The sequence below is a fragment of the Pseudarthrobacter sp. PvP090 genome, assembly GCF_040547365.1.
GTDB lineage: Bacteria > Actinomycetota > Actinomycetes > Actinomycetales > Micrococcaceae > Arthrobacter.
The window spans coordinates 25,494-39,329 of the sequence record NZ_JBEPPO010000001.1 but is presented as its reverse complement, the minus strand read 5'-3'; the positions used below and the strand labels follow the sequence as shown (position 1 = coordinate 39,329).

10 protein-coding genes are annotated in these 13,836 nt (G+C 66.3%); 7 read left to right on the top strand and 3 right to left on the bottom strand.

What is annotated here, in order from left to right; translation table 11 throughout:
* Positions 1-51: 51 nt before the first annotated feature.
* Entirely contained in the window at positions 52-1,338 is a 1,287-nt protein-coding gene (xseA, locus tag ABIC21_RS00175) for an exodeoxyribonuclease VII large subunit (protein ID WP_354348446.1), read from the bottom strand.
* 235 nt (positions 1,339-1,573) lie between these two features.
* Here xseA and ABIC21_RS00170 point away from each other — a divergent pair, with 235 nt between their 5' ends.
* Both ABIC21_RS00170 and ABIC21_RS00165 read left to right on the top strand, forming a co-directional pair.
* The gene (locus ABIC21_RS00170) at positions 1,574-2,413 is read left to right on the top strand and encodes a hypothetical protein (protein WP_354348445.1); all 840 of its coding nucleotides are present in this window, start codon (positions 1,574-1,576) and stop codon (positions 2,411-2,413) included.
* Between the two features lie 67 nt (positions 2,414-2,480).
* Positions 2,481-3,572, top strand: a complete 1,092-nt coding sequence (locus ABIC21_RS00165) for a 4-hydroxy-3-methylbut-2-enyl diphosphate reductase (protein ID WP_354348444.1) — start codon at positions 2,481-2,483, stop codon at positions 3,570-3,572.
* Between the two features lie 35 nt (positions 3,573-3,607).
* Here the strand turns inward: ABIC21_RS00165 and ABIC21_RS00160 are convergent, their stop codons facing one another.
* Positions 3,608-4,903 (bottom strand): DNA recombination protein RmuC, encoded by a 1,296-nt coding sequence (locus ABIC21_RS00160; RefSeq protein WP_354348443.1) that lies wholly within the window; start codon positions 4,901-4,903, stop codon positions 3,608-3,610.
* A 141-nt stretch (positions 4,904-5,044) separates the two neighbouring features.
* Between ABIC21_RS00160 and ychF the strand changes: the two genes are divergently transcribed.
* The 4 genes from ychF to ABIC21_RS00140 all read left to right on the top strand — a co-directional run bounded on the left by ychF (position 5,045) and on the right by ABIC21_RS00140 (position 11,051).
* On the top strand, positions 5,045-6,130 hold the full coding sequence (ychF, locus tag ABIC21_RS00155; RefSeq protein ID WP_354348442.1) for a redox-regulated ATPase YchF: 1,086 nt from the start codon (positions 5,045-5,047) through the stop codon (positions 6,128-6,130).
* A 324-nt stretch (positions 6,131-6,454) separates the two neighbouring features.
* Positions 6,455-8,236 carry an ABC transporter family substrate-binding protein gene (locus ABIC21_RS00150; protein ID WP_354348441.1) on the top strand — a complete coding sequence of 594 codons (1,782 nt, stop codon included), beginning with the start codon at positions 6,455-6,457 and terminating at the stop codon, positions 8,234-8,236.
* 179 nt (positions 8,237-8,415) lie between these two features.
* Entirely contained in the window at positions 8,416-9,957 is a 1,542-nt protein-coding gene (locus ABIC21_RS00145; RefSeq protein ID WP_354348440.1) for an ABC transporter permease, read from the top strand.
* Positions 9,954-11,051 carry an ABC transporter permease gene (locus tag ABIC21_RS00140; protein WP_354348439.1) on the top strand — a complete coding sequence of 366 codons (1,098 nt, stop codon included), beginning with the start codon at positions 9,954-9,956 and terminating at the stop codon, positions 11,049-11,051. The genes ABIC21_RS00145 and ABIC21_RS00140 overlap by 4 nt, the downstream gene beginning before the upstream one ends.
* Before the next feature lie 33 nt (positions 11,052-11,084).
* Here ABIC21_RS00140 and ABIC21_RS00135 read toward each other — a convergent pair whose 3' ends face one another.
* Positions 11,085-11,714, bottom strand: a complete 630-nt coding sequence (locus ABIC21_RS00135; protein WP_354348438.1) for a PH domain-containing protein — start codon at positions 11,712-11,714, stop codon at positions 11,085-11,087.
* 79 nt (positions 11,715-11,793) lie between these two features.
* Between ABIC21_RS00135 and ABIC21_RS00130 the strand changes: the two genes are divergently transcribed.
* The gene (locus ABIC21_RS00130; RefSeq protein WP_354348437.1) at positions 11,794-13,623 is read left to right on the top strand and encodes an ABC transporter ATP-binding protein; all 1,830 of its coding nucleotides are present in this window, start codon (positions 11,794-11,796) and stop codon (positions 13,621-13,623) included.
* Positions 13,624-13,836 lie beyond the last annotated feature (213 nt).

Below are 13,836 nucleotides of genomic sequence, written 5' to 3'. Positions count from 1 at the left end.
ATCGTTCGGGTGGGAGGGCCGGGTGGGTTCTGTACTGCCGGTGGCGCCGGGTCATTCTTCGGCGGGTTCCTGGCCGCCGGTCGACTCCGCGGTGAACCGGCCTCCGGCCACGCGGACGGTCAGGGCGGTGCCCGACGGCGCCTGGTCAGGGTGCCGCACAACGTCCCGGCGGGTTCCGGGAGCCGTGCGGCCGTCGGCAAGCTGCACCACGGCGTATCCCCGGTCAAGGGTCTTCTGCGGCGAGAGTGCCCGGACCTGGGCCTTGAGGTGGACCAGCTGGTCGGCGGCCCGGACGACGGCGGTCGTGACCGCCGCCTGCGAGCGGCCCTTGAGCCGTTCGACGTCGTCGTGGCGGATGCTGACCATGACCTCGGGGGAGGCCAGCACGGGGCGGGAGCGCAGCGACGCCAAGCGGTCGGCCTCACGTTCCACCAGGCGGGTCACACCGCGCCGGAGCTGGTCCCTGGCCTGACGCACGCGGGCGAGCTCCTCGACAACGTCCGGGACGATGCGCTTGGCGGCGTCGGTCGGCGTGGAGGCGCGCAGGTCCGCGACATCGTCAAGGATCGGCCGGTCCGCCTCGTGGCCGATCGCACTGACCACCGGTGTGGAGGCACCCGACACCGCCCGGACGAGTTCCTCGCTGCTGAAAGGCAGCAGATCCTCCAGGGCACCGCCGCCGCGGGCGATGACAATCACGTCGACTTCGGGATGCGCATCCAGTTCGCGCAGCGCGGCGATGACCTGCGCGACGGCGGTGTTGCCCTGGACGGCCACTTCACGGATTTCGAACTCGACGGCGGGCCAGCGCAGCGCCGCGTTGCGCAGCACGTCCTTCTTGGCGTCCGAGTTGCGGCCGGTAATCAGGCCGATCCGGTGGGGGAGCAGCGGCAGGCGTTTCTTGCGGGCGTCGGAGAACAGCCCTTCCGCGGCGAGGGCATGGCGCAGGCGCTCGATCCTGGCGAGCAGGTCGCCGAGGCCCACCGGCCTGATGTCCTTCACGGACATGTTCAGCCGCCCCGTCTTGAGCCAGAATTCGGCCTTGAGCAGTGCCACCACCCGGGACCCGCGCTCCAGCGGGATTTCCTGGCGGTCCAGCACATTGGTCCAGGCGGAAGCGGGGAGGGAGATCTCGGCGTCGATGTCCCGCAGCGTCAGGTAGGCGTTGGTGCCGCGCCGGTTCAGTTCGATGACCTGGCCTTCGACCCAGGCGGAGGGGGCGCGGTCGATGTGCATCTTGAGTTTCTGGGACAGCAGCTGCAGCGGCCAGGGGTTGTCCGGGCTGGTTTCCGCTGCCGTGGCCGGAACCGTCGTGGCTGCCGCGACCTCCTCAGACATGCCGACGTCCCGGGGCGGAGATGGGCTGGTGCATATGCGTGGGTGTCCTTTGCCGGGGCGGGGCTGTCAGCAGGTGCGTCCCCAGCGACTGCGCGTCAGGAAAGGCCACCGGCCGGCAACTCGAACTTGTCGGTTTCAACTCTATCCATAGCTTTATCATCGGGGGCCGACTTTATCGTTCCGCAGGCCGCCCCCGTAGGATGGACACTAACCCCCCAACCACCTAGGACTTCTCGTGCGCACTCTTGTCTCGGCCGTAGCCGTACTTATCGGGCTTGTCCTGACGGCTGTCGCTGTTCCGGCCATGTGGGTGGACCGCAACATCGTCCAGGAGGACGGCTTCGTGGCGTTCACTGCGCCGCTGGGCAAGGACCCTGTGTTCCAGGAGCGGCTGGCTACGGCCGCCGTCGGCAGTCTCGGTGCGGAGCAGATCCCGGAAGCGCTCAGCGGACTCGTCACGCCTATTCTGGACAGCGCGGCCCGGTCTTTGACAAGCATGCCCGGCTACCCGGATGCCTGGACCGAAACGCTGCGCAAAAGCCATGAGCTGAATTTCGCCGACCCCAGCGCACCGCCAACCGGGACTGACACTGCCACGTCGCTGACACTGGACCTGGCGCCCCTCGTCGGTCTCGTGGCGAAGCAGGTGGCGGATGCCACCACCCTGCCGCTGGAGGCGCCGGAGCAGCTGCTGATCACGATCGGGCAGCCCGAGCACCGGCAGCTCCTCGACCGGGTGTCCGCGTTCGCGCCGATGGGCTACGCCCTGGCCGTCGGCGCCCTCATCGCCTTCGCACTGGCCTTTGTGGCTGCCCGGCGGCGCTGGACTGTCCTTGCCGGCATTGGAATCGGTGGCCTTGTGCTGGCAGGCGCATGGAAGCTGGCGGCCGACGCCGCCGGGAGTGCCGTGACGGCAACGAACAGCGGCAACGAGGTCGCGGAGATCTTCAAGAGCGAGTTTGTCGCCGCCGCCAGTGCAAGTTTCGGACAATGGATCCTGGTGGCCGCCGTGGTGGGCGGCGTCCTGCTGGCAGTCGGGCTTGTGGTGCGCGTCGTCGGCGGCCGCCGCGCCTGAGCGCCCGGCGCCGCGCCTGCGGTCGCCGCCCGATCGGCGGCCCGTCCAACACCGGTAGCATTGGGGCATGACTTCCACTGCTGTTTCCATTCCGATGCCAACCGTTCCGCGCCGGCGGCGTACGCCGGAAGAAGTCCTGGCTGCAGCCCCCGTCGACGGCCCGAAAAGGGTCCTGCTCGCCGCCCCGCGCGGCTACTGCGCCGGCGTCGACCGTGCGGTCATTGCGGTGGAAAAAGCGCTGGAGCACTACGGCCCGCCGGTCTACGTCCGCAAACAGATCGTCCACAACGTGCACGTCGTCAGCTCCCTGGAGGAAAAGGGCGCCATTTTCGTGGACGAGACCGACGAGGTCCCCGAGGGCGCGCTGGTGATCTTCTCCGCCCACGGTGTCTCACCCGCCGTCGTGCAGTCCGCGGAAGACCGCGGGCTGCGGACCATCGACGCCACCTGCCCCCTCGTGACCAAGGTGCATAAAGAGGCAGTGCGCTTCGCAAAGGACGACTTCGACATCCTGCTGATCGGCCATGACGGCCACGAGGAAGTCGAAGGGACCGCCGGCGAAGCCCCCGAGCACATCCAGATCATCAACGGCCCGCACGAGGTCGACAAGGTCACGGTCAGGGACCCGGAGAAGGTTATCTGGCTCTCCCAGACCACCCTCAGCGTGGACGAAACCATGGAAACGGTCCGCCTGCTCAAGGAGCGGTTCCCCACCCTGCAGGACCCGCCCAGCGACGACATCTGCTACGCGACGACCAACCGCCAGGTGGCCATCAAGAAGATCTCACCCCAGGCCGAGCTCGTGATCGTGGTCGGATCGGCCAACTCCTCGAACTCGGTCCGGCTCGTGGAAGTGGCGCTGGAATACGGCGCGAAGGCCTCGTACCGCGTGGACTTCGCCAATGAGGTGGACGAATCGTGGTTCGAGGGCGTGGCCACGGTCGGTGTGACCTCGGGTGCCTCGGTCCCGGAAGTCCTGGTCAAGGACGTCCTGCGCCTGCTCGCCGACTACGGATACGGCGCGGTCGAGGAAATTGTCACGGCCGAGGAGGACCTGCTCTTCTCGCTGCCGAAGGAGCTCCGCGCCACGCTGAAGCAGGCCGGCGACGTCACGCGCGCCCTCGGGGGCCGCGGGACACGCCCCGCCCAGACCTCCTAGGCGGGGCGCACCAGGTCCTACGCACAACGTCCGTCCTAGGCGGCGGACTCCTGGTCCTCCTCGCGCGAATCGTCCGGGGCTTCGTCCGCTGGCCGCCCGGACCCAAGCTCCGGCCCGTTCCCGGGCTGCAGCTCGGGGGCGGCCACGGAACGAGGCGTCACCTCGACGGCCGCGGGGGTGGCCAGCCCGGTCGCATCCAGGGCATTGAGCTTGCGTGCGGTCGGCAGCACCCGGGCCTCCAGCGTGCCCACCATGGAGTTGTAGCGGTCCACGGATGTCTTGAGTGAGGCGCCGAGCTTGGTGACATTCTCGCCGAGCGTTCCCATCCGCTCGTAGAGCTGGTGGGCCAGTTCGAAGAGCTCCCGCGCGCTGTCCGTCAGGACGTCCTGGCGCCAGGTGAAGGCGACGGATTTCAGGACCGCCAGCAGGGTTGAGGGCGAGGCCAGCACCACGTTCCTGGACAGGGCGTAGTCCAGCAGGGCCGGGTCCGCCGAGAGCGCGGCCGCGAGGATCGACTCGGCCGGCAGGAAGCAGACCACCAGCTCCGGGGAGTTGCCCGGGATGTCCCAGTACTTCTTGTTGCTCAGTGCGTCCACATGGGCCTTCAGGGCCTTGGCATGGGCCAGCAGGTGGGCCTGCTGCCCGCTCATGGACTGCGCGTGCGCCAGCCCGGGTGCCGATGCTCCGAGTTCCTGCGCTGCAAGATAGGCCGCGAGCGGCACTTTGGCATCGACGACGAGCTGCTTCTGGCCGGGGAGCTGCACGACGAGGTCAGGCCGGATACTGCTTTCCGGCCCGGCCCCGTGCTGCTGGCCGCTGTGAACCTGCTCGTGAAAATCGACATGGCGCAGCATTCCGGCAGCCTCGACCACCCGGCGCAACTGGACTTCCCCCCACTGGCCGCGGGCACTGTTGGACCGCAGCGCGGACTCCAGGGCATGGGTTGAGCGCAGCAGCTGTTCGTCCGACAACCGGGCTTCCTGCAGCTGCTGGGCCAGCTGCCCGTACTGCTCCAGGCGGTCGCGCTCCAGCAGCGACACCTGATGCTGCACCGCGGTGAGCTTCTCCGCCACCGGGGCCAGGGCCCGCAGCACGCTGCCGTCCTGGTTCCGGGACTCGCCCAAGTCCCGGTTCTGGGCCGCCAGCAGGCGCCTCTCGGCGTCGGCCGCGGCGAACTGCGCGCTGACCTCAGAGAGCCGGGCCGACACGGCGTCGAAGTCCTCCTCCACGGCGTGGGTGCGGCGCCGGATCAGCAGAAAGACCACGGCGGCGCCGGCGACCGCGCCGACGAGCAGCATGAGCAGGGCAAGAATCAGTGCAAAAGCGTCCATGCCTTCACTGTGGCATGCCCCTCCGACACTTTCCCGCCGACGCCCTGCGGGCGGCGGACCAAGTGGTGGACGAACGGCGCACCTCCCGGCGAACCAGCCCGTCGCAGGGGACCCCGGCCGCAGCAGGTAGAATTAGTACTCGTGGCTCTTACTATTGGCATCGTCGGACTGCCCAACGTCGGCAAATCAACTCTTTTCAACGCACTGACCCGCAACCAGGTGCTCGCAGCGAACTACCCGTTCGCCACGATCGAGCCCAACGTCGGTGTGGTCAACCTGCCGGACCCGCGGCTTGCCAAGCTGGCCGCCGTCTTCGGATCGCAGCGCCTGCTGCCCGCCCCAGTGTCCTTCGTGGACATCGCCGGGATCGTCAAGGGTGCGTCGGAAGGCGAAGGCCTGGGCAACAAATTCCTCGCCAACATCCGCGAAGCCGAGGCCATTGCCCAGGTTATCCGCGTGTTCGATGACCCCGACGTCATCCACGTCGACGGCAAGGTGGATCCCCGCTCGGACATGGAGATCATCAACACCGAGCTGATCCTGGCTGACCTTCAGACCATCGAAAACGCCATTCCCCGGATCGAAAAAGAAGTCAAGATCAAGAAGCGGGACGCCGCGGAGCTGGCCGCCATCAAGGCAGCGCAGGCCGTGCTCGAACGTGGCGACACCATTTTCGCCTCGGTCAAGTCCGACAAGCTGGAAATGGAGCACCTCAGGGAGCTCAGCCTCCTGACCGCCAAGCCCATCATCTACGTCTTCAATGCGGACGAGGGCATCCTGGGCAGCCCGGAGAAGCAGGAAGAACTGCGCGCCATGGTGGCCCCGGCGGACGCCATCTTCCTCGACGCCAAGCTCGAATCGGACCTCGTCGAACTCGACGAGGAAGAGGCCCGCGAAATGCTGGAGATGAACGGCCAGGACGAATCCGGCCTGGACCAGCTGGCCCGCGTCGGCTTCCACACCCTCGGGCTGCAGACCTACCTGACCGCAGGACCCAAGGAAACCCGGGCGTGGACCATCCACCAGGGGGACACGGCCCCGCAGGCGGCCGGCGTCATCCACTCCGATTTCCAGCGGGGGTTCATCAAGGCCGAAGTCGTCTCCTTCGACGACCTTATCGAGGCCGGGTCCATGGCGGAGGCGAAGTCCCGCGGCAAGGTTCGCATCGAAGGCAAGGAATATGTCATGGTCGACGGCGACGTCGTGGAGTTCCGCTTCAACGTGTGACAGATTGATGAATTCATCAAGTAATTAAGGATTAACTCGAGAAGCCCCGATTTGAGAATCGGGGCTTTTCCTGTGCCTGGGGACATTAGCCTGCGGTGCGCGGATCGTCAATAGCGTTGGAAGAATTCGTCCGGTGGAAGGACGTCCAATGTTGCAGCTCTGTAACGAACTTTACAGTCGGTCAACTTTCTTCGCCCGGCGCTGAATTTGGGGTTTACGCTACATCCCATGTGAGACGGACCACACTGCCGCTGGGGGAGTGTGGACGTCTGCCCGGTGCCTACGGCCTCGGTCTCATCCACACCACAGAAACAAGGAGGCGGAATGCGCTTCGGTCGTATTTCCAAAGCAGTGGGCGTGGCAGCAGCAGCTGCCCTCGCCCTCAGCGCCTGCGCAGGCAACAGCGGCGGGACAACCCCGACCACTGCTGCGGCAGCAAGCAAATCAGGGGGATCTGCAACAGTCGTGGAAGTGAACGCGTTCAACACGTTCAACCCGAACACGGCTGATGGCAACACGGACATCAACTCGAAGATCAGCTACGCCACCCACTCGGGCTTCTTCTACATCGACAACAAACTCAACGTTGTCCGCAACGAGAAGTTCGGCAAGATGGAAAAGGTTTCGGACAACCCGCTGACGGTGAAGTACACCATCAACGAAGGCGTGAAGTGGTCGGACGGCACTCCCGTGACCGCAGCCGACCTCGTCCTGCAGTGGGCCGCCTTCTCCGGCTACTACGACGACGCCGACCCCGAGGCCAAGACCGGAACGTCCTACTTCTCCTACGCCGGTGACCCCACGGGCATCGCCCTGACGGACTTCCCGGAACTTGGCGAAGACGGCCGCTCCATGACCCTGAAGTACTCCCAGCCGTTTGCCGACTGGGAAATCGCCATTGGCGGCCCCGGAGTGGACATCCCGGCCCACGTCCTGGCCAAGAAGGCAGGCCTGGCCGATGCCAAGGCATTTGTTGACCTGGTCAAGGGCATGCCGCGCGGCGACGCCAAGGCACCCCAGCCGGCCAACACCCAGCTCCAGGCCATGGCGGAGATGTGGAACACCGGATTCGACTCCAAGACCCTGCCGGCCGACCCGGAGCTGTACCTCTCCAATGGCCCCTACATCGTCAAGGGTGTCAACCAGGACCAGTCCTTGACCATGGTCAAGAACAAGGACTACAACTGGGGTCCGGAAGCGAAGCTGGACGAGATCACCGTCCGCTACATCGGTTCCGCTCCGGCCCAGGTGCAGGCGCTCAAGAACGGCGAAGCCGACATCATCGCACCGCAGGCTTCGGCTGACACGGTGGAGCAGCTCAAGGCCCTCGAAAGCCAGGGCGTCACGGTCGAGGTCGGAAACCAGCTGTCCTACGACCACATCGACCTCAACTTCAGCGGCGTCTTCGCCGAGAAGAATGTCCGCGAAGCGTTCATGAAGAGCGTCCCGCGCAAGGACATTGTCGACAAGATCGTCAAGAAGCTGGACCCGGAGGCCAAGCCGCTCGACTCGCAGCTGTTCGTGCCGGACCAGGCCCTCTACACCGAATCCGTCCAGGCAAACGGCTCGTCCGCCTACCAGGATGTCGACATCGAAGGTGCAAAGGCGCTCCTCGCCGGTGCCACGCCTGAAGTCCGCATCATGTACAACAAGGACAACCCCAACCGTGCGGACATGTTCGCGCTGATCAGCGAGTCGGCCACCAAGGCGGGCTTCAAGATCGTCGACGGCGGCCTCGGCAAGTCGGACTGGGGCAAGGCCCTCGGCGACGGCAGCTACGATGCCACCATCTTCGGCTGGATCAACTCGGGTGTCGGCGTCTCCGGCGTTCCGCAGATCTTCAAGGCTGGTAACGACTCCAACTTCAACCAGTTCAGCGACCCGGAAGCCGACAAGCTAATGGACGAACTGATTGTCACCACCGACAAGGGCAAGCAGGATGAGCTGATCAAGCAGATCGACCAGAAGATCTGGGCTTCTTCCTACGGCCTGCCGCTGTTCCAGGCAGTTGGCGTGGACGCGTACAGCGACCGCATCACCGGCGTGAAGTACATGCCGAACCAGACCGGTGTCTGGTGGAACTTCTGGGAGTGGGCGCAGAAGTAGCCGACGACCGCAAGTGATATTTGCTAGCTAAAGGCGTCGGGACCGGGCATTCTGGTTCCGGCGCCTTTCTAGCGACACCCCCTGATGATGGCGGGCCTGCCCCTACATCCGCGGGGAAAAGGCCAAACTCTGCGACCGGTCCGGGCAACCCCTGGGCCCGAATACCGAGGTTCTTTCCGATGGTGACCTACATAGTCCGGCGGCTTATCACCGCCGCCCTCATACTTCTCGGCGCATCCTTCCTGGTGTATCTCCTGACAGCGGCGTCAGGCGATCCCCTGGAGGAATTCCGCGCCAGCAGCGCCCCCAACAAACAGCAGCTGATGGACGCACGCACCGAGCTGCTGCAGCTGGACACCCCCGCCCCGATCCGCTATTTCCACTGGCTTGGCGGTGCGGCGCAGTGCCTCATCCCGTTCGCCAACTCGTGTGACCTGGGCAAGAACATCGCGGGCCAGCCCATCACCGACGCCCTGGGACATGCCCTGGTCCAGACCCTGACCCTGGTCACCGGGGCCACCGTGCTGGCGATCCTGATCGGCATCACACTCGGCATCATCACCGCCCTGCGCCAGTACAGCACGCTGGATTACGGCGTGACGTTCATGGCCTTCCTGTTCTTCTCCCTCCCGATCTTCTGGGTCGCGGTGCTCCTGAAGGAGTACGGCGCCATCGGGTTCAACAACTTCCTGCGGAATCCCGAGATACCGATCCCGGCATCCCTCGCCATCGGCGCCGTCCTTGGAATCCTGACGGCTGTGACCGTCGGCGGCGAGATGAAACGCCGGCTGCTGATCGGCGGCGTCGCTTTCCTGTTCGCGGCCGCCGTGCTGATGTACTTCTCCGCCACCGAGTGGTTCAAAACCCCGGGGCTGGGCCCGGTGGTCATCGCGATCGCCGGCGTCGGCATTGCGTTCGCCGTGACCCTGCTGTCGGCGGGGCTCAAGAACCGCAAGGCGCTGCAGTCGGCGCTGATCGCCGCCGGGGCCGGACTGGTGGTCTACTTCGTCATCCAGCCGCTGCTCAATGAAGCGACCTTCCTGATGATCGTGCTCCTTGCTGTCGCAGCGGTCCTGGTCGGGCTGGGGATCGGTTTCCTGATGGGCGGCTACGACCGCGGGCAGTCCATGCGGGCCGCCGCCCTGACTTCGTTCCTCGTCGGATTCCTGATCCTGCTGGACCGCTACATGCAGGCATGGCCCACGTACTTCAACAACAGCCGGGTCCGGGGCCGCCCCATCGCCACCATCGGTGCGGGCACCCCGAACATTGAGGGCGATTTCTGGATCATGAGCCTGGACTCCTTCACGCACCTGATCCTGCCCACCATGGCACTGATCCTGATCTCGCTGGCCGGCTACACCCGCTTCACCCGGGCCTCGATGCTGGAAATCATGAACATGGACTACATCAGGACCGCCCGGGCCAAGGGCCTGTCCGAACGGACTGTCGTCATGCGCCACGCTTTCCGCAACGCGCTGATCCCGATCGCCACCATCGTGGCCTTCGATATCGGCGGGCTGATCGGCGGCGCCGTCATCACCGAAACGGTGTTCTCGGTCCGGGGGATGGGCTTCCTGTTCCTGGAGGGCATCTCGCACGTCGACCCCAACCCTGTGATGGGCGTCTTCCTTTGTGTCGCCATCACAGCCATGGGTTTCAACCTCATTGCGGACCTCGCGTACTCCGCACTTGATCCGCGCGTAAGGGTAAAAGCATGAGCCAGCCAAGTCAGCAGGACGAAATCATGGCCGAAGACGCCGGGCTGCCGGCCGCCGGCGTCGAGCCGATCCTCGAAGCCAAGGGCCTGAGCCAGGGGCAGATCGTCCGGAAGCGGTTCCTGGGCCACTCCGGCGCCATCATCGGACTCGTCGTGTTCGCCATCATCTTTGTCACGGCCTTCACCTCGGTCGGCTACTGGGGCATCCCCGGCTGGTGGAAGTACAGCCACGATGAAGTTTCACCCCTGGTCAACGACGGCGTGCCCACCGCCTCGCTGTGGCCGCTGGCCTGGGGCGAACACCCCTTCGGCCAGGACCGGATCGGCCGGGACCTTTTCGCCATGACCATGCGCGGCGCCCAGCAGTCCATCACCGTCATGTTGGTGATCGGCCTCATCGCCGGCTTCATCGGCGTCGTGGTCGGGGCCCTGTCCGGCTACTTCCGCGGCTGGACCGAAGCGATCCTGATGCGCCTCACCGACGTCATCATTATCATTCCGGCGCTCCTGCTCGCCGCAGTGATGGCACAGATGGCCGGCCGGCGGGACTCCGGCGGCTGGTTTTCCGCCTTCGCCAGCAGCAACGGCATCCTGGCACTGGGCATCTTCCTCGGCCTGATCACCTGGGTGGGGCTCGCCCGGTTGATGCGGGGGGAGTTCCTCTCGCTGCGCGAACGCGAATTCGTCGACGCGGCCCGGATTTCCGGGGCCAGCAACGCCCGGATCATCTTCAAGCACATCCTGCCCAACGCCATCGGCGTGTTGATCGTCAACATCACGCTGACCATGTCCGCCGCGATCCTCACCGAAACCGCCCTGAGCTACCTCGGCGTCGGCGTCAAGGCCCCGGACACCTCGCTCGGGCTGCTCATTTCGCAGAACCAGGAGGCTTTCGCCACCCGGCCGTGGCTGTTCTGGTTCCCGGGCCTGTTCATCGTCCTGATCTGCCTGAGCATCAACTTCATCGGCGACGGCCTGCGGGATGCGTTCGACCCGCGCCAGAAGAAGTTCAACGCCAAAAAGGCCAAGGACGCCGGCAGCCATCCCCTCGAAGCGTCACCCGTCACCGCGTTCGACGGAACCAAGGACGACTAGGTGCCGGCCCCCCGCAGTGCCCGCACGGCTGAGCTACCGGGCGGCAACCGACCAGTAGCTGGCCGCGAGCAACAGGACGACGACGGCGGCCGCCGCCCAGCGGTAGGTCACTTTCACCGGTGTGGTGGCGGCATCTCCGGCAGCCAGTTCGCCGCTTTCCACCAGGCCATGCCAGCGCTCGCGCACCAGCCGGGCCGCCTGGCCGGAGTCCGTGGACTTCAGGTCCCCGGGCCGCACGGACTGGCCGGGGCCGTACGTGGTTGCCGGCAGGCCGCGGAGGTCCTCCGGGCGGGCATTGCGCCCGCCCCAGATGCCCGGCGCCGGGGCCGCCCAGGCCACGTAGCTCTTGCGGGCCGTGACCAGGGTGAGGGCAAAGCGGGTGTCGACATGCACCAGGGCCTCCCACGGCACATGGATCGACCGGAACGGGTTCTCCAGGGTGACCCCGCCGTCGTGCACCACGACGGCGGGCATCCAGAACAGCTGCCAGCCCAGGAACGCGACCAGCAGCAGCGGTGCCGTTCCGGCCAGCGCCGCCGGGCCGGCGGTGACCGCCGTGACGACGATGCCGAGAGCGGCCACCGCCCAGGACAGCCAGGCAAACCAGGCGTTCGTTCGGGCCTTGAAGATTTCAACGGTTCCGGCATGCGGCGCAGAGCTCATGCCCCCAATAATTCAGTATTCCGAGCCGCAGCACTAATCCCCGGTGGACCCGCGGCCCGGGTGGAAGGAAAGCCCCATCATGACTGACTTCATCACCCTCGATCCGGCCGTCACCCCGGCTCCGGGCAGGAACGAACCCGTACTCGAGGTCCGCAGCCTCAGCGTCGACTTCGGCGTGGACAAAAAGTGGGTGCCGGCCGCCATCGACTTGAACTATGAGGTGCGCGCCGGCGAAGTGCTCGCGATCGTGGGGGAGTCCGGCTCGGGCAAGAGTGCCAGCTCGATGGCCCTGCTGGGACTGCTGCCGAGCAACAGCCGTGTGACCGGAAGCGTCAAGCTCGCCGGAAAGGAGCTGCTGGGGACGGACGAGGCCAACATCCGGGCCGTCCGCGGCAAGGAAGTCGCCGTGATCTTCCAGGAACCCATGACCGCCCTGAACCCGGTGTACACCGTGGGCGCCCAGATCGTGGAGACCGTCCGGCTGCACAGCGAGGTCTCTCCCGACGAGGCCCGGCTGCGCGCGCTGCGCATGCTCGAGCTCGTGGAGCTGCCGGACCCCGAGAAAGCCTTCCGGTCCTACCCCCACCAGCTCTCCGGCGGCCAGCGGCAGCGCGCCATGATCGCCCAGTCCCTGTCCTGTGATCCCAAGCTGCTGATCGCCGACGAGCCCACCACGGCGCTCGACGTGACGGTCCAGGCGGAAATCCTGGACCTCATGCGCAACCTGCGGAACAAGCTGGACAGCGCGATCGTCCTGATCACGCACGACATGGGCGTCGTGGCCGACCTGGCCGACCGGATCGCCGTGATGCGCCGCGGCGTCATCGTGGAAACCGGGACCGCCGCCGAGATCTTCCACAACCCCCAGCACGCATACACCAAGGCCCTGCTGGCCGCCGTGCCGCACCTGGGCCAGGGCGGCGCTGACTCCACCGAGGAAGTGGACGTCACCGCAGCCCTCGCCGCCGCCACCCACGCCGAACTGAGCTCCATCCCGGAAGAGCAGCTGCTCCGGCGCGAGCGTGAAAACGCCGCGGCCCTGGCCGCCGCGGAAGCCGCCAAGCCGAAGGGGGACCCGGTACTGGAGCTCACGGACGTGGCGATCGAATACCCCAAGCAGGGCCGCGTGCCGGCGTTCCGCGCCGTGGAGGGCGCCAACCTGGTGATCTACCCGGGCCAGGTTGTCGGGCTGGTGGGGGAGTCCGGTTCCGGCAAGACAACCATCGGGCGCGCCGCCGTCGGCCTGCTGCCGGTTGCGGCCGGCACCATGAAGGTCGTCGGCCAGGACATTTCCGCAGCCAAGAGGAACGGCCGGCAGCTGCACGAGATGCGCCGCCACGTCGGCATGGTGTTCCAGGACCCGTCGTCGTCGCTGAACCCGAGGCTGCCGATCGGTGAGAGCATCGGTGAGCCGATGTTCCTGGCCAGGGTGGCGAAGGGCGCCGAGCTGCAGCAACGCATCGAGGCGCTGCTGGACCAGGTGGAGCTCCCGCGGAACTACCGCAACCGGTACCCGCACGAGCTCTCCGGCGGGCAGAAGCAGCGGGTGGGCATCGCCCGGGCGCTCTCGCTCAAGCCGAAACTGATGGTCGCCGATGAGCCGACTTCGGCCCTGGACGTGTCCGTGCAGGCGAAGGTGCTGGACCTGTTCCAGAACCTGCAGAAGGAGCTCGGCTTTGCCTGCCTCTTCGTCACCCACGACCTCGCGGTCGTCGACGTGCTGGCGGACCGGATCTGCGTGATGCAGCGCGGCCGCATCGTCGAGCAGGGCACCCGGGACCAGATCCTGCGCAATCCGCAGGAGCCCTACACCCAGCGGCTCCTGGCCGCCGTGCCGCTGCCGGACCCGGAAAAGCAGCGGGAGCGCCGCGAATTGCGGGCCCAGCTTCTGGCGGCTGAAACGAGTTAGACCTCCATAACCGGGATGGTCCGGCCGCGAATATTACCAGCCGGTAGCGTGTGACTTGAAATACATCGCGCTTGACGCTTACGGTCACGCTTTTGTCGGGTCACGGTTTGGCAACAGCGTTCCACCATCCGGACAACCTGGGGTTAGGCTAGTCACATATGTAGGCCACGTCACAGGGGATATCTCTGTGCCTGCCTGCGGGGAAGCATAAGT

Coding starts and splice junctions, on each gene's coding strand:
- xseA (WP_354348446.1), bottom strand. CDS start 1,338: ATGTCTGAGGAGGTCGCGGCAGCCACGACGGTTCCGGCCACGGCAGCG.
- ABIC21_RS00165 (WP_354348444.1), top strand. CDS start 2,481: ATGACTTCCACTGCTGTTTCCATTCCGATGCCAACCGTTCCGCGCCGG.
- ABIC21_RS00160 (WP_354348443.1), bottom strand. CDS start 4,903: ATGGACGCTTTTGCACTGATTCTTGCCCTGCTCATGCTGCTCGTCGGC.
- ABIC21_RS00150 (WP_354348441.1), top strand. CDS start 6,455: ATGCGCTTCGGTCGTATTTCCAAAGCAGTGGGCGTGGCAGCAGCAGCT.
- ABIC21_RS00145 (WP_354348440.1), top strand. CDS start 8,416: ATGGTGACCTACATAGTCCGGCGGCTTATCACCGCCGCCCTCATACTT.
- ABIC21_RS00140 (WP_354348439.1), top strand. CDS start 9,954: ATGAGCCAGCCAAGTCAGCAGGACGAAATCATGGCCGAAGACGCCGGG.
- ABIC21_RS00135 (WP_354348438.1), bottom strand. CDS start 11,714: ATGAGCTCTGCGCCGCATGCCGGAACCGTTGAAATCTTCAAGGCCCGA.
- ABIC21_RS00130 (WP_354348437.1), top strand. CDS start 11,794: ATGACTGACTTCATCACCCTCGATCCGGCCGTCACCCCGGCTCCGGGC.